Source organism: Arthrobacter luteolus NBRC 107841 (assembly GCF_001552075.1).
GTDB classification, from domain to species: domain Bacteria; phylum Actinomycetota; class Actinomycetes; order Actinomycetales; family Micrococcaceae; genus Arthrobacter_B; species Arthrobacter_B luteolus.
Genome location: NZ_BCQM01000012.1, coordinates 1 through 25,162 on the forward strand (window position 1 = coordinate 1; position 25,162 = coordinate 25,162).

The following is a 25,162-nucleotide window of genomic DNA, read 5'->3' on the forward strand; positions in this document are numbered from 1 at the left end:
TGCGGCCCGGGCGCTCTTCCCGGTGCGTGAACTCAGCGCCGAAGAGGCAGACAACATTTCCCACGGCCGCCGGATCAGCGCCACCGGCACCGCCGCCCCAGACGGTGAACCCGTTCCCGTTGCCGCCTTCGCCCCCGACGGCGAGCTCATTGGGCTGCTGGCCGACAAAGCAGACACTGCCCGGGCACTGCTGGTCTTCGCGCCCGGAAACGAAAGGGCCTAAGTGGTCGTCGACCCCCTGTACATCGTTGGCACGATCGTTTGCCTGGTCTCCACCGTGCTCTGCGTCGGAGCCGCGGTCCGGAAATACGGACCGAATGACCTGACCATCCTCTCGGTTGCGGCCGTTGAACTGTTTCTCCTGGTCTACGCGGTGGCTGCACTCATCCGCCAGAGCGGCGGAGAGACCCTCAACGGTCCCGCCTGGGAGTTCTGGGGCTATCTGCTGACCGCCGTCGTTATTCCCATCGGCGCCGTCTGGTGGTCCCTGATGGACCGCTCCCGGTGGAGCAACCTGGTTCTCGGCGCCGTCGGAATCACCGTATTTGTCATGTTGTTCCGGATGGAACAGATTTGGGACGGAGTGCCGCTGGCATGAGGAAACTGATCAAGCCGAAACCTGCCGGAGACGCATCGGCCCCCGCTGCACGCAATGCCGGCCCCGGCCGGCTGCTGGTGGCGGTCTATGGCGTTTTTGCCCTCGCCGCGTCGGCACGGGCCGCCTTCCAGATCGCTACCAAGTTCGATGAAGCGCCGCTGGCCTATGTGCTCTCGGCTTTCGCCGCCGTCGTCTACATCGTGGCGACGGTATCCCTGGCCCGTTCCGGCCGGACCTCCTACACCGTCTCCGTGGCCGCCGTCAGCATCGAGCTGGCAGGAGTGCTCGCGGTTGGACTCTTTGGACTGCTGGACCCCGCGGCCCTGCCCGAAGACACCGTGTGGTCAAACTTCGGCCAGGGCTACGGTTTTGTTCCGCTGCTGCTGCCGCTGATCGGGCTGTGGTGGCTCTACCGGCACCGGAACCGCCAACACGCCTAGTCACGGGGCCGGGTTCTGGACGCGTCCGCACCGTGAGACGATGTGAAAACCGTGCCATGAAAGAACGGCGCGGTTGATCAGCACGGTGCCGGAACCGCAATCCCATCAGGGGGCAGACCATGACCATCCCATCGCCTGGACCGGCGGACAGGGCCCGCGACGCAGAGGCCGGAAGGCAGGCACCTGCCGCCGGCCCGGCCCCGGACGCAGCCCGGAGTCCGGTGGCGCTTCCGGGTGCGGGAGCTGACGGCACCGGACACGCACCGCACAGCGAGAGCAAAGGCAAAGCCGCCCGCCGCGGACGCGGCAGCAGTGCAGCGGCACAACAGTCAGGCGGCGCGGCCGGAGCAAAGCCCTGGAAGAGCACCGACGACTGGGGAGTGTTCCGGACGGTGGTAGTCGCCGTGGGCGTCCTGATTGCCGGAATCGGTGTTTATTACCTGGTGACGGGGACAGCGGGTGTCGCGCAGACCAGCGGGGGAGCGGTCAACGCTTCACTGGAGAGCCAATTCCGCTTCTTCTCCGCCATGATGGTGGGGGTCGGAGCCGCCTTCGTGGCCATCGCGGTCAAATTCCAGTGGGCGAACATGCTCTGGCTGGTCTGTCTGATGGTCTTCCTGGGCGGAATCGGCCGCGTACTGTCCTGGGCTTTTTCCGGGACGCCGCACTTCACGCTGATCATCCTCATGATCCTGGAGCTGGCCTTCCCTCCGGCCCTGCTGGTATGGCACCGCTTCATTCTGAAAACCAGCGAGCTGCGGCGGGAATTCCACCACGGCAGCGCCAGCACGGACGGCTCTGCAGGAAACGGTGCGTAATGACTTTTTGTTTCCGCCATAATGGATGAAGCTTTCCGCTCACGGCAGGTGCTGTGGCGCGGGCATATTCATGGATGGATTTTCCGCTGGTAAGGAGCTCGGGTGTATTACTGGAATGACCTTGCGGAGGTGCCGTCCGACATTGGTCCGACAGTAGTCACAATCGGCAATTTCGACGGCGTGCACCTTGGCCACCAGCATGTGCTGTGCCGCCTCGTGAAAGCCGCGCGGGAGCACGACGCCGCGGCGGTCGCCGTGTCCTTCGACCCGCATCCGGCAGCTGTGCACCGGCCGGACAACGCTCCGGTGATGATCATGGGACCGGCGGACCGGACCGAGGCCCTCGCCGGGACCGGCCTCGACGGGCTGCTGATGGTGCACTATGACCTGGAACTGGCTTCCCTGACCGCCGAAGAATTCGTCCGGAAGTACCTCACCGACGGTCTCCATGCAGTTGCCGTGGTCCTGGGTCACGACGCCAGGTTTGGGCGCGGCAACTCCGGCGACCTCGACACCATGCGCGAACTCGGAGCCGAACTTGGCTTCGAGGTGATCGCAGTGGATGACTTTGACGCACTTCCCCAGGGGCCGGAGGACAGCCGCGGGCGCCGCTGCTCCTCCACCTGGATCCGTGAGGCACTGGCCGCCGGTGATGTGCGCACCGCCGCCAGGCTGCTCGGGCGCACGCACCGCATGCGGGGCGTTGTGGTCCATGGGGCGGCGCGCGGACGCGAACTGGGTTTCCCGACGGCGAATCTGGCGCCGGAGTCAACCGGACTGATTCCGGCCGACGGCGTTTATGCCGGCTGGCTCGTGGGTGCCGACGGCACGCGCTGGCCCGCTGCCATCTCCGTGGGGTCCAACCCAACCTTCATCGGTGTGAGCCGGCAGGTTGAAGCCCACGTGATCGACCGTCCGGCGGAGGCTGTTGAGGACTTCGACCTCTACGGCCAGTGCGTGGGGGTGGAATTCGTGGAACGCCTGCGGGGGATGGTCGCCTACACCGGACCCGAGGCGCTGATTGAGCAGATGCGCCTGGACGTGTCCCGGACCAGGGAGGTCCTTTCGACAGAAGGCCCTGCCGCCGGGTAAACTGGGTGAAAATTCGGCTGCGGTCCGTGGCGGCTGAATTTCTTTGTGCCCGGCGCGGTCCGCCGCGTGGGGTGCAGGGTTCCCGGCAGCGAAGTGCTGACTCGGGCCTCACGGCACAACTCTAGGAGTTACAGTGGCACTCGATCCCGCCGTCAAGCAGGCGATCATCAAGGAATTCGCACTCGCAGAAGGTGACACCGGATCCCCCGAGGTCCAGGTTGCCGTTCTGTCCCGTCGTATTTCCGACCTGACCGAGCACCTCAAGACCCACAAGCACGACCACCACACCCGCCGCGGCCTGATGGCCCTGGTTGGTCGCCGTCGCCGCATGCTGGGTTACCTGCGCGAGACCGACATCACCCGCTACCGTGCGCTCATCGAGCGTCTCGGCCTGCGTCGATAGTTCTGTTTTGAGGGCGGCACCTGCCCACGGGCAGGGCCGCCCTGCGCAGTTCACAGCAGTGCCGGCAGACATGGACACCGGGATTCTTCCGGAAGCGCACCTGCCAACCGCACTGCAGCAGTGAAATCAGCACAGCAGTACAAGCAGTAACAAGCAGCACAGCAGTACACAAGACAAATACAGGAGTCAGCCAGCATCGCAGCATTCGCGGTCCTCGGTAGTGGCCTACGGGAGAATCTGCCCGTGGACCTCGATCGAAGACCGGGTGTTGAACCTTCCGCACCATTGCGGCGCGGGGGAATCATGGGACGATGCTGGGTGCCTCCGAACACTAAGAAACGGAGGTGGCTCTCTATGGAGGGTCCCGAAATTCAGTATTCAGAAGCCGTCATTGACAACGGTGCATTCGGTAAGCGCGTTATCCGCTTCGAAACCGGCCGTCTGGCCGCGCAGGCTGCAGGCGCAGCAATGGTCTACATCGACGAAGACACCGCGCTGCTCTCGGCTACCACTGCCGGTAAGTCCCCGCGCGAAGGATTCGACTTCTTCCCGCTGACCGTGGACGTCGAAGAGCGTATGTACGCCGCCGGCCGCATCCCGGGCTCGTTCTTCCGCCGCGAAGGCCGTCCGTCCACCGAGGCCATCCTGGCCTGCCGCCTGATGGACCGCCCGCTGCGCCCCGCTTTCGTGAAGGGCCTGCGCAACGAGGTCCAGATCGTGGTCACCGTGCTCGCGATCAACCCCGACGTGCTCTACGACGTGGTGGCCATCAACGCCTCCTCCATGTCCACGCAGCTGTCCGGCCTGCCGTTCTCCGGCCCGATTGGCGGCGTCCGCGTTGCCCTGGTGGACAACCAGTGGGTTGCCTTCCCGAAGCACTCCGAACTGGAGCGCGCTGTGTTCTCCATGGTGGTTGCCGGCCGCATCGCCGGTGACGACGTCGCCATCATGATGGTTGAAGCCGAAGCCACCGACAACGCCTGGAACCTCATCAAGGAAGAGGGCGCCACCGCCCCGACCGAAGAGGTTGTCGCCGAGGGCCTGGAAGCTTCCAAGCCGTTCATCAAGGCCCTGTGCGACGCACAGGCAGACCTGGCAGCCCGCGCCGCCAAGCCGACCGTCGAGTTCCCGGTCTTCCTGGACTACCAGGACGACGCTTACGAAGCTGTTGAAGCCGCTGCCGCCGACAAGCTGGCACAGATCTTCTCCATCGCCGACAAGCAGGAGCGCGACGCCGCTTCGGACGCGCTGAAGGACGAAGTCAAGGCCGAACTGGCTGGCCGCTTCGAAGGCCGCGAGAATGAAATCTCCGCAGCTTTCCGTGCCGTTACCAAGCAGGTTGTGCGCCAGCGCATCCTCAAGGAACAGATCCGCATCGACGGCCGCGGCCTGACCGACATCCGTCAGCTCACGGCTGAGGTTGAGGTCCTGCCCCGCGTTCACGGCTCGGCGATCTTCGAGCGCGGCGAAACCCAGATCCTGGGTGTCACCACGCTGAACATGCTGAAGATGGAACAGCAGATCGACTCGCTGTCCCCGGTAACGCGCAAGCGCTACATGCACAACTACAACTTCCCGCCGTACTCCACCGGTGAGACCGGCCGCGTGGGTTCGCCCAAGCGCCGTGAAATCGGCCACGGCGCCCTGGCAGAGCGTGCGCTGATGCCGGTGCTGCCCTCGCGTGAAGAATTCCCGTACGCCATCCGCCAGGTCTCGGAAGCCCTGAGCTCCAACGGCTCCACCTCGATGGGTTCGGTCTGCGCCTCGACGCTGTCCATGCTCAACGCCGGTGTGCCGCTGAAGGCTCCGGTTGCCGGTATCGCCATGGGCCTCGTTTCCGACGTCGTCGACGGCGAAACCCGCTACGCCGCCCTGACCGATATCCTCGGCGCCGAAGATGCCTTCGGCGACATGGACTTCAAGGTCGCCGGTACCTCCGAGTTCGTCACGGCCATCCAGCTGGACACCAAGCTCGACGGCATCCCCGCCTCGGTCCTGGCCGCAGCCCTGAAGCAGGCCCGCGAAGCCCGCCTGCACATCCTCGGTGTGATGGACGCCGCGATCGATACCCCGGACGAGCTCTCCGAGTTCGCCCCGCGGATCATCTCGGTGAAGATCCCCGTGGATAAGATCGGCGAGGTCATTGGCCCGAAGGGCAAGATGATCAACCAGATCCAGGAAGACACCGGCGCTGACATCTCCATTGAAGATGACGGCACGGTCCTGATCGGCGCCACGGACGGCACGTCCGCCGAGGCTGCCCGGGCAGCGGTCAACGCGATCGCCAACCCGATGGTTCCGGAACTGGGCGAGCGTTACCTGGGCACCGTTGTGAAGACCACCACCTTTGGTGCCTTCATCTCGCTGACCCCGGGCAAGGACGGCCTGCTGCACATCTCCGAGCTGCGCAAGCTCTCGGGCGGCAAGCGCGTCGACAACGTTGATGACGTTGTCTCCGTGGGTCAGAAGATCCAGGTTGAAATCACCAAGATCGACGACCGCGGCAAGCTGTCGCTTTCGCCGGTAGTTGCTGAGGACGACGCCGAAGGCGAAACGGCTGCCGAGACAGCAGAGTAAATGCCTGAAAACACCACGGACAGCCGTTCCGGCGCGGACTTTTCCCGCGCCGGGACGGTTGTCCCGTTTCCCCTGACAACCCGGCCGGGCGATCCGGCCATTGAGATCGGCGACCCGGCGGGCGCCATCGTGCGCCGCTCCGTCCTGCCCGGCGGTGTCCGCGTCCTGACCGAGTCGATGCCCGGCCAGCGCAGCGCCACCATCGGCTTCTGGGTCGGCGTTGGTTCCCGCGACGAGGCCGAAGGCCGCCACGGTTCCACGCACTTCCTTGAGCACCTGCTGTTCAAGGGCACGGACCGGCGCAGCGCCATGGATATCGCCTCGGCTTTCGACGAAGTCGGCGGCGAGTCCAACGCGGCGACGGCGAAGGAAAGCACCTGCTACTATGCCCGCGTGCTGGACACCGACCTGCCGATGGCGATTGACGTCATCGCGGACATGGTCACCTCCGCCGTCCTCGATCCCGAGGAACTCGAGCAGGAACGCGACGTTATCCTCGAGGAAATCGCGATGGACGCGGACGACCCCGCGGACCTTTGCCACGAGAAGTTCGCCGAGGCAGTGCTGGGCGACCATCCGCTGGGCCGGCCGATCGGGGGCACCCCCGAAGCCATCAAGGCGGTCCCGCGCGAAGCTGTCCTGGAGCATTACCAGCGGCATTACCGTCCCGGGACCCTGGTGGTCACCGCAGCCGGCGGACTGGAACACGAGATTGTGGTGTCGCTGGTGCTGGATGCGCTGAAACGCGCCGGCTGGGAACTGGATGAGGCTGCCGAGCCGGTCCAGCGCCGGGACACCACTCCGGCAGCCATCACCGGTACCGGCGGGGTCCACGTCTACAACCGTCCGGTGGAGCAGGCCAAAATCGTGATGGGCTGCCCCTCACTCGTCGCCACGGACAGCCGCCGCTTTGCCATGAGCGTGCTCAACACGATCTTGGGCGGCGGAATGTCATCCCGACTGTTCCAGGAGATCCGTGAAAAGCGCGGCCTGGTGTACTCCACGTACTCCTTCTCGGCGTCCTACGCCGACGCCGGGTACTTCGGGATGTACGCCGGGTGCTCACCGGCCAAGACGCGGCAGGTCATTGACCTGCTGGAGTCTGAACTGGACCGCCTGGCCTCCGACGGCCTGGAGCCCGGGGAGCTGGAAAAGGCCAAGGGCCAGATTTCCGGCGGTATGGTGCTGGGCATGGAGGACTCAGGTTCCCGCATGTCCCGGCTGGGCCGTGCCGAACTGGTCAGCGGCGAGTTCATCGACATCGAGGAATCGCTGGCGCGGATCCGCGCAGTGACCGCGGAGGAAGTCCAGGCCCTCGCCGCCGAACTGGCAGCAGCGCCCCGGACGATCACCGTCGTCGGCCCGTTCGAGTCGGCCGCGGAGCTCGGTTTCTAACCCGGAATCAAACAGCAAGAGGTGGTTTTCCCCTTCGGGAAGGCCACCTCTTGCTGTACGCCGAACAGGTTGCCGTACCCCGGTCAGGCCTGTGCCCCGGGCTGCAGGGAATTAGCCGCCGGCAAAAGGCGGGAGGATATCCACGGTGTCGCCGGGATCCAGCACAGCCGACCTGCTGCGGGCCGCAACCTCATTAACCAGGAACGTGCTCCGGCCGATCACGGTCTGGAGCACCGGCGTACCCTCGGGGGCGTCCGGGTGCCTCGCAGCCAGTTTCTCCAGCAGCTCACCCAGCTCCAACCGCCCCAGGTCCAGGGTTTCCTCTTCGATTCCGGCGGCCGCTTTCGCGGCGCCAAAGTAGCGGATCAGCACTTAGCCACCTATCGCACTCATAGTTCTGTCGGGCTGCACATAGTCCGGTGCGCCGAGCCCGGCGTGGTCCATTCCGTGGGCCTTGGGCTTGCCCCACATCGCTTCCTGCCAGCGGCGGGCGACGGCGGCGTCGTCGGTGCCGCTGCGCAGCAGTTCCAGCAGGTCTGTCTCCTCGTGCGAAAACAGGCAGCTGCGCACCTTGCCTTCGGCGGTGATCCGCGTCCGCCGGCAGTCGGCGCAGAACGGTTCAGTAACAGAGGCGATGATCCCGACGGTGCCGGCCACTTCCTCCGGCGTGCTGCGGTGCCGAACCTGCCAGCGCTCGGCCGGGGCACCGTCCCGGTTCCGCGGGTCGGGCGTCAGGACGAAGGATTCCTCCAGCAAAGCGCGGATCTCGGCCGCGGTGATCATGCCGTCCCGGGTCCAGCCATGGTCGGCATCGAGCGGCATCTGTTCAATAAAACGCAGTTCGAACCCCCGCTCCACGGCCCAGTCGAGCAGCCGGGGCGCCTCGGCGTCGTTAATCCCGCGCATCAGTACGGCATTGATCTTGATCAGACCGAGCCCCACGCGGGCGGCTGCCTCCACGCCTGCCAGCACCCGGTCCAGGAAGGGGCGGCGGGTGAGCTGTGCAAACGTTCCGGGATGCAGGGAGTCGAGGGAAACGTTAATCCGGGTCAGCCCGGCGTCCTTCAGCCGCTGCGCTTTCTTATCCAGGCCAAGACCGTTCGTGGTCAGCGAGACCGGCAGGTCCGGATGATTGGCGCGGATTCCGGCCACAATTTCCACCAGATCTGCGCGGACCAGCGGCTCACCGCCGGTCAGGCGAAGTTCGCGGACGCCCAGGCCGTCGACGCCGATCCCCACGAGCCGGACGATCTCCTCCGCCGTCAGGACCTTGTCCTTGGGCAGCCAGTCCAGTCCCGCGGCCGGCATGCAGTAGGTACAGCGCAGGTTGCATTTGTCCGTCAGCGACAGCCGCATATCCGTGGCCCGGCGGCCGAAACGGTCCACCAGCCCGTCCAGCTTCTCCGGGACGTTGTCCGGCACGGCGTCCGGGGCGGAGGTATCCGGGCTCCCCGGCAGCGGCCGCGGCGGCACAACGGCGGGCATACCCAGCGAAATTCCCATGCCTCGAGTGTAGGCCGTTTCACAGTGAGGCTCTAGGAACAGGGGCGCCGGGCCGGGTCGGTACCCCCTGCTGTCATACTCGAAAGAGGCGTAACCCAGCAGAACACCGCGGAACCGTGCGGAATCCGGGGAGCCTGGAGGGAGCAGCATCCATGCCGAGAACCTGGCCCTGGGCCGCGGCCGCCGGACTGGTGGCCGCGGCTATTGCCGCCGCTGCCGGAGAGCTGGCCGCCGCAGTGCTCAGCCCGTCCCTCTCGCCGCTGACCGCCGTCGGCGCCGTGGTGGTGGACGCCGTTCCCGCAGCCGTGAAGGAATGGGCCATCGCCACGTTCGGGACCGGGGACAAACTCGCCCTGCTCGCGGGAGTGCTCCTGGTCATTGCCCTTATTGGAGCCGCCTGCGGCCTGCTCGAAACAAGGACTCCTCCCTGGGGCTCGGCCGTCATCGCCGCGTTCGGCGCCGCCGGGCTGGCGGCGGCCGTCACCCGGGCGCAGTTCTCTCCGCTGGCGCTGCTGCCGCCGGTCATTGCCGGCGTTGCGGGGGTGCTCATTCTGCGGGCCCTGGCCGCGCGGATCCGTGCGTACCGGGCAGCTCCGCCCGCGGAGGCCGGCGTCCGGCGCCGGGAGGTGTTGGTTGGCGTCGGCGGGGGAGCGGCTGTGGCAGCGGTTGGCGGCGGCCTGGCCGGGATCTCGCGAAGCTCGCAGGTGGCGGTTGAGGATCTGCGGGCCGGCGTGCAGCTGCCCGCTCCTGTCCAGCCTGCCCTGGCCATCCCGGCCGGTGCGGATCTTGGTATTTCCGGAGTGGATCCCCTGGTGACCCCGAACCCGGACTTCTACCGGATCGACACTGCACTGCGGGTTCCGCTGGTGGATCCGCGGGACTGGCGGCTGCGGGTCACGGGCCTGGTGGAGAAGGAACTGGAGATCAGCTTCGCGGAGCTGCTCGCCAAGCCGCTGCAGGAGAGCTGGGTAACCCTGGCCTGTGTCTCCAACGAGGTCGGCGGATCCCTGATCGGCAACGCCCGGTGGCTCGGCTGGCCGGTCCGCCATCTCCTGGCCGCCGCCGGGGTGAAGGAAGGCGCCGACGCTGTGCTGTCCACCAGCGAAGACGGGTGGACGGCAACCACACCGCTGGAGGCCCTCACCGATGCCCGCGATGCCCTGCTGGCAGTGGGGATGAACGGGGAGCCGCTGCCGCCTGAACATGGTTTCCCGGTCCGGCTGGTTGTCCCCGGACTCTACGGCTACGTCTCCGCGACCAAGTGGGTGACCGAGCTGAAGGTTTCACGGTTCGCCGATGAAGCAGCGTACTGGACCGACCGCGGCTGGTCCGAACGCGGTCCGATCAAGCTCTCCTCCAGGATTGACACTCCGGCCCCGAACGCGGCGGTGCCGGCGGGCACGGTCACCGTGGCGGGGGTGGCCTGGGCACAGCACACTGGCATCAGCGGTGTGCAGGTTAGGGTCGACGACGGCGGCTGGCAGGATGCCACGCTGGCGGCTGGAATCTCTGCCGATACCTGGCGGCAGTACTCCGCACAGGTGGAGCTGACACCCGGTGGGCATACGATCACGGTGCGGGCCGCCGATGCCAACGGAAACCTGCAGGATGAAACGAAACGTCCGGTGGTTCCAGACGGAGCAACCGGGCTGCACACCATAAAGGTGAATGCCGGTTGAACGCCGTCCCGGCCGTCCCTCGCCGGGAGCAGGACCGCCGGATGGGTTAGGGTCACCCTGTGAAGCTAACGACTCTTGAAGGAACAGCCAACTTCCGGGACGTCGGCGGCCTGCCGCTGGCAGGAGGAGGCACAACAGCCTCCGGCGTCCTGTTCCGCTCCGATGCACTCAGCGCCCTGACGCCCCGCGGCTTGGAGGCCCTGGCCGGATCCGGTATCGGCGTGCTTGTCGACTTCCGCACCCCTGCCGAACGGCAGATGGCTCCGGACCGGCTCCCGCCCGGACATCCGTTCCGCACCCTTGAACTGCCGTTGTTCGAAGGAGCCTTCACTTCCCGCGCCCGGGAGGAGATGCAGCGTGCGAACCTCGCCGGCGATTCCGAGGCGGCGGCCCGTGCGGTGCAGGCGGGGATGGCCCAGCTGCCGACCCTGGGGCAGATCTACACCGGAATGCTGCAGACGGGTGCACCGCTGTTCGCCGCGGCCGCCCGGACCGTTGCCGAAGCTGATGAATCTGGGGCACTGCTGCACTGCACGGCGGGCAAAGACCGCACCGGGGTGGCCACCGCCCTCCTGCTTGAGGCTGCCGGCACGGAAACCGAGGCCATAGTTGCCGACTACCAGCTCAGCGAACGCAGGTTGGCAGGCGAGTGGTCGGACCGGACACTGAAGATGATCACCGGGATGGGGCTGCCCCTGACCGAGGAAATCGTTACGCTGGCTACCCGCGCACCGGCCGCCGCCATCACCTCGGCCCTCGATTGGGTCCAGGAGAATCACGGCGGGGCGGCGGGCTACCTCCGGGCGGGCGGTCTGCTGGACGCGGAGCTGGACCGGCTCCGGCAGCGGCTGCGCGGCTAACCGGGGCCAGCGGCTTGACGCGGCAGAGGCGCGGGGGAGAACGCGCGGGCGCAGAATCTGCCTACAATTCGACTCAGTGCGCCCGCAGAAGGGGCACCCGGCCGAGGAGGAACGTGAGCAGCACAGGTACACGCACCCGGACGGTTGCCGGGCACCAGCAGCAGGTGCAGGACCTCCTGGCAGGCTGGCTGGATGCGGCTTCGGCCCGGAGCGAGACGCTCGGACTGGAGCAGGCCGCCGGACGCGTCCTTGCCGGGCGTATCGTGGCGCCACGAAGCCTTCCGCCCTTCGCCAACTCACAGATGGACGGCTACGCTGTCCGCGCATCGGACCTGGCAGAAACGCCTGGGCCAGCCACCTCCCGGCCAAGCACAGTCCGGCCAAACACAGCCACCTCCCGGACAAACACCGTCACCCCAGGCGCCGTCACCCCAGGCACAGTCCAGCTGCGGGTAGCTGCCCCGATCCCCGCTGGAACAGCGGCGCCTGCACTGGCTCCCGGAACCGCCGCCCCGATCATGACCGGTGCCATGCTCCCCGCCGGAGCTGACGCCGTCGTTCCCATCGAGCGGGCGGTGCCCGATTCCTTTTACCCGGCTCACCAAGCCCAGGGTGCCACCGTGAGCCTCCCCGTCGGAGTCCCGGCCGGACAGTTCGTCCGCGCAGCAGGAAGCGACATCGCCGAAGGCACAGCAGCCCTGCCCGCCGGTACCCGGCTCGGAGCCGCCCAGCTGGGGCTGCTGGCCGGGCTGGGGCTGGCGTCCGTTACGGTCCGGCCCCGCTTCCGGGTGCTGCTCCTGAGCACCGGGGATGAGGTGGTGGAACCCGGAAAGCCTCTCGCCCCCGGACAGATTCACGACGCCAACACCACCCTCCTGGCGGTGAGCCTGCGCGAAGCCGGCGCTGAAGTGGCCCATTCCAGGATCGTCGCCGATGAGCCGGAGGTTTTCCGGGCGCAGCTCCTGGAGGATCTGGCACAGCATCCCGCCGATCTGGTCCTGACCTCCGGCGGTATTAGCAAGGGCGCCTACGAGGTGGTCCGGCAGGCGCTGGCCGCCGGCGGCGTGCAGTTCTTCCCGGTGGCAATGCAGCCGGGCGGGCCGCAGGGAATCGGGACGGTGGACGGGGTTCCGTTCCTCGGATTTCCGGGCAATCCGGTGAGCTGCCTGGTGTCCTTCGAAATGTTCCTCCGCCCCGCGCTCAGCGCCCTGACCGGGATGCCCGCCCCGCGCCGGAGAATCCAGGCCAGGCTTACCGACGCCGCAGCCAGCCCGCAGGGCAAGCTGCAGGTCCGCAGGGGCCGCTATGCGGAGGGCACCGTGGAACTGGTCGGGGGAGCAGGGTCCCACCTGATCCACGCTCTGGCCTCGTCCAATGCCCTGGCCCTGCTGCCCGAAGACACCGAACACGCGGAGGCCGGGACGGAAGTGACAGTATGGCTGTTGGACTAACCCCGCGTGCAGCACAGCACCACCGAAAGGAACCGTCGATGCCCGTAGAACAGCCCGGAGCAGGCAATACCGGAGAAGAACGGTCCGCACCGGCACTGACCCACGTCCGCGCCGACGGTACCGCCCACATGGTGGATGTCTCCGCTAAGGCGGAAACCTCCCGTGAAGCCACCGCCCAGGCCGTCCTGAAGACCACGCCCGATGTCGTCCGGCTCCTCGCCGACGGCGGGCTGCCCAAGGGCGATGCGTTCGCCGTCTCCCGCGTCGCCGGAATCATGGCCGCCAAACAGACCTCGAACCTTATCCCGCTGTGCCATCCCCTGCCGCTGACCAAGGTCACCGTGGATTTTGAACCGCAGCAGGACGCCGTCGTAATGCGGGCCACCGTCAAGACCAAGGCGTTGACCGGCGTCGAAATGGAAGCGCTGACAGCCGTCTCCGTGACGGCACTGACGCTCTACGACATGATCAAGGCGGTGGACAAGCACGCCGTGATTTCGGACATCATGGTGCTGGCCAAGTCCGGCGGCAAGAGCGGAGACTGGACACTGTGACCACCGGCCCCACGCTGCCGGCCCGCCGCACGGCGGCGGTCCTGGTTGCCTCCACCCGGGCGGCGGCCGGGCTGTACGAAGACGAAGCCGGGCCGCTGCTGCAGGACTGGTTCTATGCCCTGGGCTACGACGTCGTCCTGGCGGAGGTGGTGCCCGACGGCGAGCAGGTGGGACAGGCGCTGGCCCGTATGCTGGCTGCCGGGCCGTCGGTCATCATCACCAGCGGCGGCACCGGGATCAGCCCCACCGACGTCACCCCGGAGCAGACGCTGCCGCTGCTTCAGCGCCAGGTCCCCGGCATCATGGAGGCCCTGCGCGCGGACGGGCTGGCAAAAACGCCCATGGCTGCGCTGAGCCGCGGCTACGCCGGCACAGCCGGGCGGACCTTCGTTGTCAACCTTCCGGGTTCCCCGTCGGCGGTGGCTGACGGGCTCGCGGTCCTGGAACCGCTCCTTGGACATATCTGCGGCCTTCTGGAGGGCAGGAATGAGCACTAGCGAAGTTGTTGCCGCCACCGTCGGCACCGCCGTTCTGGACGCCGAATCCGCCTGCAGCGCTGTCTGGACCCCGCAGGCCGGAGCTGTGGTGAGCTTCAGCGGCATTGTCCGGAACCACGACGGCGGCAAGGACGTGGCGTCGCTGGGTTACAGCGCCCACCCCACCGCCGGGCCGGTGATTGCGGACGTCGCCGCGGGCATCGCGGCGAAGTACGACGGCGTCCGCATCTGGGTGGGCCACCGCACCGGTCCGCTGGAGATCGGGGAAGCGGCGCTGGTCGCCGCTGTGGCCTCGGCCCACCGCGGCACCGCGTTCGCTGCCTGCTCGGAGCTGGTGGACACGGTCAAGGCCCGGGTGCCGATCTGGAAGGAACAGGTTTTCGGCGACGGTTCGGTGGAGTGGGTGGGCGTCAGCGATGCCCCGGCCTGACCGGTAACCTAAAACCATGAGGAATAAACTGCCAGTCGCGGTGCTCGGAGCCACCGGACGCATGGGATCCGAAGCCGTCAAAGCCGTGGAAGCGGCTCCGGATATGGAACTGGTGGCCGCGCTCGGCCGCAACGACCCGCTGGAAACCCTGGTGTCCGCCGGTGCCCGATACGTGGTGGATCTGACCGTCCCGGACAGCACCGAAGCCAATGTCCGCTTCGCCGTCGAGCATGGCATGCATGCCGTCGTCGGAACCACCGGCTGGGATGCCGGGCGCCTGGAGCGCCTGACGGAACTGCTGGCGGAACATCCCGAGACCGGCGTCCTCATCGCCCCGAACTTTGCCCTCGGCTCCGTGCTGGCCACCGCTTTCGCTGCCAAGGCAGCACCGTACTTCGAATCCGTGGAAGTGGTGGAACTGCATCACCCGGATAAGGTGGACGCACCTTCGGGCACCGCCGTTCGCACCGCCGAGCTGATGGCCCGCTCCCGCGCCGACGCCGGGACAGCGCCGTCACCGGACGCCACCGTCAAGGAACTTCCGGGTGCGCGCGGAGCCGATGTAGACGGCATCCGCGTGCATTCCGTCCGGCTCCGCGGACTGGTGGCCCATCAGGAAGTCCTGCTGGGCGGGGAAGGTGAGCAACTGACCATCCGCCACGATTCCTACGACCGGGCCTCCTTTATGCCGGGCGTCCTGCTCGGGCTGCGGCAGGCCGCGGAGCACCCCGGCCTGACCGTCGGACTTGACGGCTACCTCAACCTGAACGCCTAAGGAAACCCTTCGTTGTCCACTTTCTTCTCCGGCCTGTTCCATAACCGGGCGAAAATCGGTGTCCTGCTGGTCACCCTGCTCCTGGCTTTCTACCTGGTCGTTGTTGCCCAGCGCGGCTGGCTCCTGCTGACCTCCGACGGGTTCACGGCGAAAGCCATGGGCCTGGCGTACTTTGTGCTGCCGCTCGTTGGTGTGTGGGCGCTGGTGCGCGAGCTGCTCTTCGGTGTGCAGACCGAAAAAATGGCCAACATCCTGGCCGACGAGGGCGGGCTGCCGGTCGATGACCTGCCGCGCACCCCGGGCGGCAGGATTGTGCGGGAGGCCGCCGATGCCCAGTTCCCGGTCTATCAGGCCGAGGTCGAAGCCGCCCCGGAAGACTGGCGTGCCTGGTTCCGGTTGTCCTGCGCCTACGACGCCGCCGGCGACCGCAAGCGCGCCCGTTCGGCAATGCGGCAGGCCGGGAGGCTGTTCAAGCCCGCACGCCAGTCCTAACCCGCCTGGGCCTGCCCGCCCTGCCGGTGCGTCCCCGCCGGTCACCGGTGCTCAGCCAGGGTGCCGTCCGGAAACACTGTTTCTTCCAGCCACCCTAGGATTCCCTTGACTAAAACGGCCGCAGGCCACGCTTCCTCGTCCGCTTCAGCACAGTCCCCGGCTGCGCCTGCCGATCCGCATGCCGGCCGCAACCGGCTCGTCATCGGCATCCTGATCGTCTCGGCGTTCGTCGTCATCCTGAATGAAACGATCATGAGCGTGGCACTGCCCACGCTGATGGCGGACCTGGACATCAGCGCGGCCAGTGCCCAATGGCTGACCACCGGTTTCCTGCTCACCATGGCGGTCATCATCCCCGTCACGGGTTTCCTGCTGCAGCGTTTCCATACCCGGCAGATCTTCCTTCTGGCCATGATCCTGTTCAGCGCCGGCACCCTCCTGGGGGCGGCAGCACCGGGTTTTGCGGTGCTCCTGATCGCCCGCGTGGTGCAGGCCAGCGGGACGGCCATCATGCTGCCGCTGCTGATGACGACGGCGATGACGCTGGTGGCACCGGCCGCCCGCGGACGCACCATGGGCAACATCTCGATCGTGATCTCCGTGGCGCCGGCGATTGGACCCACGATCTCCGGAATCATCCTCAGCGCGCTCAGCTGGCGGTTTATGTTCATCATCGTGCTGCCGGTCGCTGTCGCCGCGCTGGTGCTTGGCGCCGTGAAAATCCAGAACGTGACCGAGCCCCGCAGGGTTCCCCTGGATGTGCTTTCCGTGATCCTCTCGGCGTTCGCCTTCGGCGGGCTGCTCTACGGGCTTTCCGCGATCGGGGAAAGCGCCTCGCATGCTCCGGCTCCCGTCCCGCCGCTGCTGCCCTTCACCGTCGGCGTGGCTGCACTGGTCCTGTTCATCCTCCGGCAGGGGCGGCTCGCCCGCGTCTCCGCACCGCTGCTTGACCTGCGCACCTTCCGGAGCCGGAACTTCTCCATCTCGATCGCCATGATCGCGGTCTCCAGCATTGCGCTTTTCGGCAGCCTCATTGTCCTGCCGATCTACATGCAGTCAGTGCTCGGCCTGGATACCCTGACCACCGGGCTGATGCTGCTTCCCGGCGGGCTCATCATGGGCGTCCTGTCACCGTTCGTTGGCCGTATTTATGACAAGGCCGGACCCACAGCGCTGCTGGTTGCGGGCTCCGTCCTGGTCAGTGCTTCGCTGTGGATCATGGCGACCGCGCTGAACGCGGACACGCCCGCGCTGATGATCCCCGCCGTCCACGTTGTCCTGAGCATTGGGCTGGCGATGACGTTCACCCCGCTGTTCACCTCAGCACTTGGATCCCTGAAACCCAGCCTCTATTCCCACGGCAGCGCCATCCTGAACACCGTCCAGCAGGTCATGGGTGGTGCCGGCACGGCACTGTTCGTGACCCTGCTGTCCACCGGGACCGCGGACCGGCTGGCCCAGGGCGCCGGGGAGCTCGAAGCGACGGCCGCAGGGGTTCAGGCGGCCTTCCTCGCCGGGGCCTGCATCAGCCTGCTCGCCGTCGCCGCGGGCTTTTTCGTCCGGAAGCCCGCTGCCCAGGGAGAAACCCCGCTTCCTGCGGCCCACTGACGCGCTCCCCGCTTCCCGGGGCAGGCGCGGAGGAGGAGTGCTTGACCTTGACGCTGCGTAAACCTTTAGGGTGAACCGCATGATCACTGTTCTAGACACTGCAGAAGGTATGGCCGCGGTACTGGCAGCCCCGGAGCAACACCGTCCGGACGTGCTGCGCAGCATGCTGGCACCCGTGCGGGGCATGTACCGGTACGTTCCGGGCGAGCCGGACCCGGTGGAGATGCACGGAATGGGATTCGGATTTCCCCTGGACAGACGCATCGAGGAGACCCGTGAGGCCCTGGCGCAGCTGGTCGCCGCAGACGCCTGGGGGCGGATTGAACGCGCCCTGCTGGCAGCTGTGGAACTGCAGCTCAGGGTGCTTCCCGGAATCACCGTTCCGGACATCGTCTTCCTGCTTGAGCTTGGGGACCCGGACGAACCGTACTTTATGGGTCCGGGGCGCGGATTCAGCGGCAACGGCAGCGCCACGGGCTACATATCGCTGACCCTCTGGCCGACACCGGAGAACCTGGAACGGCTGGAAGCGGCGGCGGTTCATGAACTGAACCACAACCTGCGTTATGCCCCGGGTGGTGTGGTCTGGGATCCGGCGACGGTTGTGGTCGGTGAGCAGATCGTGTCCGAAGGGCTCGCCGATGCCTTTGCACGGCAGCTCTACGGACCGTCCGGCTACACCCCCATAGGCACGCCGCATCTGGACGATGCCGCTGTCTTCGACAAGGTGGTCACCGGGCTGGAGGTTGGGGGCATGCAGAACTTCACGGCATGGGTGCATGGAGACGAAGCCGCGGACCGCTTCGGAGCCGAACCAGTCGGCCTCCCGACCGGAGCCGGCTATGCGGCGGGAAACCGTCTGGTTGATGCTTACCTCTCCGCCACCGGGAAGACAGCTGCCCAGGCACTCCACGCGCCCAGCCGCGATATCATCGACGTTGCCCTGAGCGCGCTCCGGTGACCGCGGCCTGCCGGCCGGCCCGCCGCGCGGCCTGCCTGCTGGCCGGCGACGTCGGACCGGCCGGAACGGCGCTGCGCCTACCGCCGGTTCTCCGCCAGGGTTCCGTCCCGGGCCAGCCGTGAAGCGCCTGACGCGATGGTCTCCAGGGGGCCGCGCGAACCGAGGCGGATGAACGCTAGGCCGATCAGCACGGCGGCCGCGGCCTGGGGCCAGAAAACCCAACCGGGATCCAGCGCCGGCTCCTGCGCATCCACCAGGGCCATGACCCAGATATGCATGCTGTAGAGCGTCAACGTGATGGCTCCGGCGGCCGAGAGCGGCAGCAGCAGATTGGGGCGGGCCCGGGTGAGGAGCAGGCAGATGCCAACCACCGCGGCAGCCGTGCCGGCGGTGTGCAGCAGGTCGAAGGTGGTTCCGGAATGCGGTGCGCTGACCGTGAGCCACCACCATGACCCGGACTGGTCGACGCCGGTAAGGTTCACTTCCAGCATCCGCCCGATCGGCCAGGTCTGCCCCGATTCGGTCTTGAGCAGTTCAGCGAAACCGCCCGCATCAATGAGCAGGTACCAGCTGAGGAATTTCGATCCCACGGCCGCAAATATCCCGGCGAAGACCAGGCCCGCCTGGACCGTCAGGCTTCCGAGCTGCAGGCGGCCGATCACCATGCCGATCAGCAGATAGCTCATCCACTGCACCGTGGGGTACACGCCGGTGAACAGGACATCGGCCAGCAGGGTGGCCGGTTCCAGGAAATGTTCCCAGGTGATGTTGCCGTCCACTCCGGGGGGAACCAGGTTTGCATTGATCCAGGGGCGCACCAGGTAGGCCAGGACGGGGGAGAGGCACACCCAGGCACCGGCCCAGACGGCGAGTCTCGGCAGGCGCATGTTCGTGAACGGCAGCACCATCAGGAACAGCACGGCGTAATGGAACAAGATGATGGCAATCGAGGTCTCCAGGCCGCCGAGCAGCAGCCCGACCAGCGCGATGACCCCGGCGCGCGCCGCGATGCCACGCCGGTTCCGGGCGGGGGAGCGCGCGGAACCCGGATCGGCTCCGCCGGTCAGCAGGGCGATTCCAATCCCCGCCACAACGGCGAAAAGAGCCGACGCGCGTCCGGAAAAGAGCAGCGCCACCATCGAAGGTGCTCCCGTTTCAGGGTTGTACAGCGGGAAGATGTGCGTGGACATCATTCCCAGCAGCGCCACACCCCGGGCAGCGTCGATGCCCGTCAGCCGTGTTCTGCTCATTCCAGAATCGTCTCACAACGGCCTTGGGCTCCCTGCGCGGCACTCATTGGAGCCGAAGCGCTTCGGCGCATCGGGTGTCTCCGTTGTCCCAATCGCAGGTGCAACAGGTAACGTTTTACCCATGGCAGACTCTGATATTCGTTCCCGCCCGTTTGGAACCCTGGTGACGGCTATGGTCACCCCGTTTACAGCCGACGGTGAGGTGGACTTTGAGGCCACCGCGTTCCTGGCCAACAAGCTGGTCGAGGACGGCTGCGACGGTCTTGTCATCTCCGGAACCACCGGCGAAACCTCCACGCTGGAGGACAGTGAAAAGGAAGACCTCTTCCGCGTCGTGGCGGAGACCGTCGGGGGCCGGGCCAAGGTTATTGCCGGGACCGGAACCAACCACACCTCCCACTCCGTGGAAATGGCGAAGCGGGCCGAGCGGGCCGGTGCTGACGGCCAGCTGGTCGTCACCCCGTACTACAACAAGCCGACCCAGGCCGGCGTGCTGGCACACTTCGACGCCGTTTCCCAGGCGAGCGAACTGCCCATCATGATCTATGACATCCCAGGCCGCGCCGGGATCCCGATCACCACCGAGACGATGTTCCGTCTCGCAGAAAACCCAAAAGTCCTTGCCCTCAAGGACGCCAAGGCTGACTTTGCTGCCGTTACCCGGGTCATGGCCAACACCACCCTGGACGTTTACGCCGGCGACGACGGACTGACGCTGCCGTGGATGGTGGCCGGAGCCGTCGGCGTCGTAAGCGTCAGTGCCCACGTGGCCACCCGGGAGTTCCGGGCCCTGGTCGACGCAGCCGCAGCAGGAGATTTCGACAAGGCGCGCAGGATCCACTTCGACCTGGATCCTGTAGTGCGCGCAGTCATGACACACATACCAGGTGCCATTTCCGCCAAGCAGATCCTCAAGATGCAGGGAGTGATCCCCAACGCCGCTGTACGGCTGCCGCTGGTGGCTCCCGACGCCATTGAAATGGAAGCTGTCCTGGCGGACCTGGCCGAAGCAGGATGGGACTTTTCCCAGGACAAGGCGTAATACAACATGATTGAAACTGCGGATACCGCACTGAAGACCCCTCCCCGTCTCAAGCCCGGGACGCTGCGCATCGTAGCCCTGGGCGGGCTCGGAGAAATCGGCCGCAACATGGCTGTCTTCGAAATCGACGGCAAGCTGCTCATCGTGGACTGCGGTGTGCTCTTCCCGGAAGAGACGCAGCCCGGCGTTGACCTGATCCTCCCGGACTTCTCCTACATCGAGGACCGGTTGGACGACGTGGTGGGCGTAGTGCTCACCCACGGACACGAGGACCACATCGGCGCGGTGCCTTACCTGCTGCGCCTGAAGAAGGACATCCCGCTGATCGGTTCCCAGCTGACGCTGGCGCTGATCGAAGCGAAACTGCAGGAACACCGGATCAAGCCCTTCACACTCACCGTCAAGGAGGGCCAGGTTGAACAGTTCGGCCCCTTCGAATGTGAGTTTGTGGCCGTCAACCACTCCATCCCGGACGCCCTGGCGGTGTTCATCCGCACCAGCGCAGGCACGGTCCTGCACACCGGTGACTTCAAGATGGACCAGCTGCCGCTGGACGGCCGCATCACCGATCTGCGCGCCTTCGCCCGGCTCGGCGAAGAGGGCGTGGACCTCTACATGGCGGACTCCACCAACGCCGACGTTCCCGGCTTCACCTCACCGGAACGCAACATCGGCCCGGTGCTCGAAGAGCTTTTCGGCAAGGTCAAGAAGCGGATCATCGTCGCTTCCTTCTCCTCGCACATCCACCGTGTCCAGCAGGTGCTCGACGCCGCTGCCGCCCACGGCCGGAAGGTCTGTTTCGTAGGCCGTTCCATGGTCCGGAACATGGCCATCGCGGAGAAGCTGGGCTACCTGAACGTTCCCGACGGCATTCTCGTGGACCTGAAGAACGTGGACAACATGCCGGACCACAAGCTGGTCCTGATGTCCACCGGTTCGCAGGGCGAGCCCATGGCAGCGCTTTCGCGCATGGCCAACGGCGACCACCGGATCAGCGTCGGCCGCGGTGACACTGTCATCCTTGCCTCCTCGCTGATCCCGGGTAACGAGAACGCGGTCTACCGCGTGATCAACGGACTGATGAAGCTTGGCGCCGACGTCGTGCACAAGGGCACGGCCAAGATCCACGTTTCCGGACACGCCTCGGCCGGGGAACTGCTGTACACGTACAACATCCTGAAGCCGAAGAACGCCATGCCGGTGCATGGTGAAACGCGCCACCTGATCGCCAACGGCAAGCTGGCGGCACAGACCGGTGTCCCGGAAGAGAACATCATCCTGGCCGACGACGGCACTGTGGTGGACCTGGTCAACCACAAGGCCCGCGTGGTCGGCAACGTTGAATGCGGCCTGGTTTACGTGGATGGATCCAGCGTCGGCGAGATTACCGACACCGACCTCAAGGACCGCCGCATCCTTGGTGAAGAAGGCTTCATCTCCGTCATCACCGTGGTGAACCGCACCACCGGAACCATCGTGTCCGGACCGGAAATCCACGCCCGCGGATTTGCCGAAGACGACACCGTGTTCGACGAGATCAAGCCCAAGATCAGCAAGGCGCTGGAGGAAGCGGTGATGTCCAACCGGGACCACACCGCCTACCAGCTGCAGCAGGTTGTCCGCCGCGTCGTGGGCACCTGGGTCAACCGCCGCCTGCGCCGCCGCCCGATGATCGTACCGGTGGTCCTGGAAGCATAGGACCACACCCGCCAGCAGCAGCTGGTTCCTCCCCGCCGGGGTTCCCGGGCGGGGAGGAACAACGCCTGGATTGGCGCGTATATTCGGGGTTTTGAGACCCTGATCCGGTAGCGTGGCAGATATGGCGACTCGTACTTCCCCTGCCGCACGCGGCAGTTCCCCTAGCCGGACACCTGCCCGCAACGCCGGCGGGAGTTCCGGGGGAAAAGCAGCGCCGCGGGGGAAGGCCACCGGCCGGCAGTCCAAGGCGCAGCCGGAAGAGACACTGCCGCTGCCCCTGAGGGCCATCCAGGGAGCGTGGATGGGAGTTGCCCGGATCGTGGGCGCCGGAGTGCGCAAACTGGGCACCGACGTCGTTCCCGACCGTGAGATCCGCCGCGACGGCACCGGTTTTTTCCTGATCCTCACGGCACTGCTCGTGGCCACCGTTGAATGGTGGGCCCTCCGCGGTCCGGTGGCGGATGTCATTCACGCCGGCGCAGCCGGCACCTTCGGCTGGATGGCCGTCGTCCTGCCGTTTATGCTCCTGACCGCCTCCGTCCGCCTGTTCCGCTACCCGGAACGGCACCGCGCCAACGGCCGGATCAGCATCGGCCTGACCCTGATGCTCTGCTCGGGCGCGGGCATCACGCACCTCATCGGCGGCGCTCCCGCACTCTCCGACGGCTTTGACCGGCTCTGGGTCTCCGGCGGAATTGTCGGATTCCTCGTGGCCGGGCCGCTGTCCGCCGCGATCACCAAATGGCCGGTCATCATCCTGCTGTCGCTGCTGGTCTTCATCTCCATCCTCATCGTCACGGCCACACCGTTCCGGCATATTCCGCTGCGCCTGCGTGCTCTCTACGAACACCTCATGGGCCAGGACCTGGCTCAGGACGATCCTGAGGCCCACGACCAGAGCTACCTCTACGCCTCCGACCGTTCGGTGAAACCCAAAAAGGCCAAAAAGCCCAGCCGGTTCGGACGCGGACGCCGGGACGAAGAGGAGGAGCACTCCGAGGGCTTCGCCGGAGACGAGGCCTTTGAGGCCGCACTGCTGCGCGACGAGGAGGAACGGCAGGAAGCCGCCCTGGCCGAACCGGCAGTTCCCCCGGGAGTCCGCCGCCCCACCAAGGCCGAACTCGCCACGCAGAAACTGCGCCGGCAGCAGGGCCTGGAAGAGGACGCCGAACCCCCGACCGAGGCGATTTCCCTGGTCCCCGAAGCCGCTGCCTCCCTGGCCGCAGTTCCGCCCGTGCCGCCGGTTCCCTCACGCCCCGTGGCGAATGTGCCGCCGTCGGCTCCAATCCCGCAGCGCACCGAACAGCTGCAGCTCTCCGGCGACGTCACGTACACACTGCCGCCGTCGGACTTCCTGCCCTCCGGCCCGCCGGCCAAGGAACGCTCCGAGGCCAACGACGCCGTGGTTGCCGCCCTGACCCACACGCTCGAGCAGTTCAACGTGGACGCCAAGGTCACCGGCTTCTCGCGCGGCCCCACGGTGACGCGCTACGAGATTGAGCTGGGTGAAGGCACCAAGGTGGAGCGTGTCACCGCGCTGTCCAAGAACATCTCCTACGCCGTCGCCAGTTCCGACGTGCGCATCCTTTCGCCGATCCCGGGCAAGTCCGCCATCGGCATCGAAATCCCGAACGCGGACAAGGAAGTCGTGGCCCTGGGCGACGTGCTTCGCTCCAACGCCGCCCGCAAGACCGAGCACCCGATGGTGATGGGCGTGGGCAAGGATGTGGAGGGCGGCTTCGTCGTCGCCAACCTGGCCAAGATGCCGCACCTGCTGGTGGCCGGTGCCACCGGTGCCGGTAAGTCCTCCTTCGTGAACTCGATGATCACCTCGATCCTGATGCGCTCCACTCCGGACGAGGTCCGGATGGTCATGGTGGACCCCAAGCGTGTGGAACTCACCGCCTATGAAGGTGTGCCGCACCTGATCACCCCGATCATCACCAACCCGAAGAAAGCCGCCGAGGCACTGCAGTGGGTGGTCCGGGAAATGGACACCCGCTATGACGACCTGGCGAACTTCGGTTTCAAGCACATCGACGACTTCAATAAGGCCGTGCGCAACGGCAAGGTGGTGCCCCCGGCGGGGTCCAAGCGGGTTATCCGGGCCTACCCCTACCTGCTGGTGATCGTGGACGAGCTCGCCGACCTGATGATGGTCGCCCCGCGCGACGTCGAAGACTCGATTGTGCGCATCACCCAGCTGGCCCGGGCCGCCGGCATCCACCTGGTGCTGGCCACGCAGCGGCCCTCGGTCGACGTCGTCACCGGCCTGATCAAGGCCAATGTTCCCTCCCGGATGGCCTTCGCCACCTCCTCGGTCACCGACTCCCGCGTGGTCCTGGACCAGCCGGGCGCGGAAAAGCTCCTTGGCCAGGGCGACGCACTGTTCCTGCCGATGGGTTCCAACAAGCCGATCCGTGTCCAGGGCGCCTGGGTGACCGAGTCGGAGATCCACCGCGTGGTGGAGCACGTCAAGACGCAGCTGCAGGCCGTTTACCGCGAGGACGTGGCCGTCACCGCGCCGAAGAAGCAGATCGACGACGACATCGGAGACGACCTCGACGTCCTGCTGCAGGCCACCGAACTGGTGGTCACCACCCAGTTCGGCTCCACCTCGATGCTCCAGCGCAAGCTCCGGGTCGGTTTCGCGAAGGCCGGACGACTGATGGACCTGCTGGAATCCCGGGGCGTGGTGGGCCCGTCCGAAGGCTCCAAGGCCCGCGATGTGCTGGTCAAGCCGGATGATCTGGCAGCCACCCTGGCGGCCATCCAGGGCGGCGAGCCACTCTCCGGTGCCGACGCGGCAGCGACAGCCGCGCTGGCGGAGAATGCCAACGTCAACCAGGGGTTTGACGCCGATGGCCCGGTGGACCTCGTGGCCCAGGACCTGGACTCGCGGCCGCAGGCAACGGAGTATTACGACGGGTCGGACGGGTCCGGCGGCGATGAGGATGGATCCGAGGACGCCTGGAATCTCACGGGACGCTGAATCTAGGGCGAGACGTGAATCTCAGGCACGGCGAATCCGGTTAGTCT

Annotated in this window: 23 protein-coding genes and 1 pseudogene; 21 read left to right on the forward strand and 3 right to left on the reverse strand. The window is 66.6% G+C overall.

Annotation, left to right across the window (positions count from 1 at the left end; translation table 11 throughout):
* From truB to AL3_RS15785, 8 genes and pseudogenes are all read left to right on the forward strand, one after another.
* Positions 1-223: pseudogene (gene truB / locus AL3_RS15750) on the forward strand (tRNA pseudouridine(55) synthase TruB); the annotation flags it as partial.
* Positions 224-598 carry a hypothetical protein gene (locus AL3_RS15755; RefSeq protein ID WP_066302822.1) on the forward strand — a complete coding sequence of 125 codons (375 nt, stop codon included), beginning with the start codon at positions 224-226 and terminating at the stop codon, positions 596-598.
* Positions 595-1,038 (forward strand): hypothetical protein, encoded by a 444-nt coding sequence (locus AL3_RS15760; protein WP_066302824.1) that lies wholly within the window; start codon positions 595-597, stop codon positions 1,036-1,038. Before AL3_RS15755 ends, AL3_RS15760 begins: the two co-directional genes overlap by 4 nt.
* 119 nt (positions 1,039-1,157) lie before the next feature.
* Positions 1,158-1,856 (forward strand): DUF4345 domain-containing protein, encoded by a 699-nt coding sequence (locus AL3_RS15765; RefSeq protein WP_066302826.1) that lies wholly within the window; start codon positions 1,158-1,160, stop codon positions 1,854-1,856.
* A gap of 102 nt (positions 1,857-1,958) precedes the next feature.
* On the forward strand, positions 1,959-2,948 hold the full coding sequence (locus tag AL3_RS15770; RefSeq protein WP_066302829.1) for a bifunctional riboflavin kinase/FAD synthetase: 990 nt from the start codon (positions 1,959-1,961) through the stop codon (positions 2,946-2,948).
* 133 nt (positions 2,949-3,081) lie between these two features.
* Entirely contained in the window at positions 3,082-3,351 is a 270-nt protein-coding gene (gene rpsO / locus AL3_RS15775) for a 30S ribosomal protein S15 (RefSeq protein ID WP_066302831.1), read from the forward strand.
* Positions 3,352-3,705: 354 nt separating this feature from the next.
* Complete coding sequence (locus AL3_RS15780; RefSeq protein WP_066302832.1) at positions 3,706-5,928, forward strand: polyribonucleotide nucleotidyltransferase; 2,223 nt, start codon at positions 3,706-3,708, stop codon at positions 5,926-5,928.
* Positions 5,929-7,323, forward strand: a complete 1,395-nt coding sequence (locus AL3_RS15785) for a M16 family metallopeptidase (protein ID WP_066302834.1) — start codon at positions 5,929-5,931, stop codon at positions 7,321-7,323.
* A gap of 111 nt (positions 7,324-7,434) precedes the next feature.
* Here the strand turns inward: AL3_RS15785 and AL3_RS15790 are convergent, their stop codons facing one another.
* Together AL3_RS15790 and moaA are read right to left on the reverse strand one after the other, a co-directional pair.
* Positions 7,435-7,695: a MoaD/ThiS family protein gene (locus AL3_RS15790; protein ID WP_066302836.1), complete on the reverse strand. Its 261-nt coding sequence runs from the start codon at positions 7,693-7,695 to the stop codon at positions 7,435-7,437.
* Positions 7,696-8,826: a GTP 3',8-cyclase MoaA gene (gene moaA / locus AL3_RS15795; protein WP_066302838.1), complete on the reverse strand. Its 1,131-nt coding sequence runs from the start codon at positions 8,824-8,826 to the stop codon at positions 7,696-7,698.
* A gap of 152 nt (positions 8,827-8,978) precedes the next feature.
* Between moaA and AL3_RS15800 the strand changes: the two genes are divergently transcribed.
* The 10 genes from AL3_RS15800 to AL3_RS15845 all read left to right on the forward strand — a co-directional run bounded on the left by AL3_RS15800 (position 8,979) and on the right by AL3_RS15845 (position 18,133).
* Positions 8,979-10,505, forward strand: coding sequence for a molybdopterin-dependent oxidoreductase (locus tag AL3_RS15800; protein ID WP_066302840.1), 1,527 nt, complete (start codon positions 8,979-8,981; stop codon positions 10,503-10,505).
* Positions 10,506-10,564: 59 nt separating this feature from the next.
* On the forward strand, positions 10,565-11,365 hold the full coding sequence (locus tag AL3_RS15805) for a tyrosine-protein phosphatase (protein ID WP_066302842.1): 801 nt from the start codon (positions 10,565-10,567) through the stop codon (positions 11,363-11,365).
* A 113-nt stretch (positions 11,366-11,478) separates the two neighbouring features.
* Positions 11,479-12,816, forward strand: a complete 1,338-nt coding sequence (locus AL3_RS15810) for a molybdopterin molybdotransferase MoeA (RefSeq protein ID WP_066302844.1) — start codon at positions 11,479-11,481, stop codon at positions 12,814-12,816.
* Between the two features lie 38 nt (positions 12,817-12,854).
* The gene (gene moaC / locus AL3_RS15815; protein WP_066302846.1) at positions 12,855-13,370 is read left to right on the forward strand and encodes a cyclic pyranopterin monophosphate synthase MoaC; all 516 of its coding nucleotides are present in this window, start codon (positions 12,855-12,857) and stop codon (positions 13,368-13,370) included.
* Complete coding sequence (locus AL3_RS15820) at positions 13,367-13,867, forward strand: MogA/MoaB family molybdenum cofactor biosynthesis protein (protein ID WP_246168703.1); 501 nt, start codon at positions 13,367-13,369, stop codon at positions 13,865-13,867. Before moaC ends, AL3_RS15820 begins: the two co-directional genes overlap by 4 nt.
* Positions 13,857-14,297, forward strand: coding sequence for a molybdenum cofactor biosynthesis protein MoaE (locus AL3_RS15825; RefSeq protein ID WP_066302848.1), 441 nt, complete (start codon positions 13,857-13,859; stop codon positions 14,295-14,297). Before AL3_RS15820 ends, AL3_RS15825 begins: the two co-directional genes overlap by 11 nt.
* Positions 14,298-14,313: 16 nt before the next feature.
* The gene (dapB, locus tag AL3_RS15830) at positions 14,314-15,072 is read left to right on the forward strand and encodes a 4-hydroxy-tetrahydrodipicolinate reductase (protein ID WP_066302849.1); all 759 of its coding nucleotides are present in this window, start codon (positions 14,314-14,316) and stop codon (positions 15,070-15,072) included.
* A 12-nt stretch (positions 15,073-15,084) separates the two neighbouring features.
* On the forward strand, positions 15,085-15,564 hold the full coding sequence (locus AL3_RS15835; protein WP_066302851.1) for a hypothetical protein: 480 nt from the start codon (positions 15,085-15,087) through the stop codon (positions 15,562-15,564).
* Positions 15,565-15,663: 99 nt separating this feature from the next.
* Positions 15,664-17,172 carry an MDR family MFS transporter gene (locus tag AL3_RS15840; RefSeq protein WP_083521831.1) on the forward strand — a complete coding sequence of 503 codons (1,509 nt, stop codon included), beginning with the start codon at positions 15,664-15,666 and terminating at the stop codon, positions 17,170-17,172.
* Between the two features lie 79 nt (positions 17,173-17,251).
* Entirely contained in the window at positions 17,252-18,133 is an 882-nt protein-coding gene (locus AL3_RS15845) for a DUF2268 domain-containing putative Zn-dependent protease (RefSeq protein WP_066302962.1), read from the forward strand.
* A 77-nt stretch (positions 18,134-18,210) separates the two neighbouring features.
* Here the strand turns inward: AL3_RS15845 and AL3_RS15850 are convergent, their stop codons facing one another.
* Positions 18,211-19,383: a heparan-alpha-glucosaminide N-acetyltransferase domain-containing protein gene (locus AL3_RS15850; protein WP_066302855.1), complete on the reverse strand. Its 1,173-nt coding sequence runs from the start codon at positions 19,381-19,383 to the stop codon at positions 18,211-18,213.
* Positions 19,384-19,504: 121 nt separating this feature from the next.
* Between AL3_RS15850 and dapA the strand changes: the two genes are divergently transcribed.
* The 3 genes from dapA to AL3_RS15865 all read left to right on the forward strand — a co-directional run bounded on the left by dapA (position 19,505) and on the right by AL3_RS15865 (position 25,115).
* Complete coding sequence (gene dapA / locus AL3_RS15855) at positions 19,505-20,425, forward strand: 4-hydroxy-tetrahydrodipicolinate synthase (protein ID WP_066302857.1); 921 nt, start codon at positions 19,505-19,507, stop codon at positions 20,423-20,425.
* Positions 20,426-20,431: 6 nt separating this feature from the next.
* Positions 20,432-22,123, forward strand: coding sequence for a ribonuclease J (locus AL3_RS15860; RefSeq protein WP_066302859.1), 1,692 nt, complete (start codon positions 20,432-20,434; stop codon positions 22,121-22,123).
* A gap of 121 nt (positions 22,124-22,244) precedes the next feature.
* Positions 22,245-25,115, forward strand: a complete 2,871-nt coding sequence (locus AL3_RS15865) for an FtsK/SpoIIIE family DNA translocase (protein ID WP_066302861.1) — start codon at positions 22,245-22,247, stop codon at positions 25,113-25,115.
* Positions 25,116-25,162 lie beyond the last annotated feature (47 nt).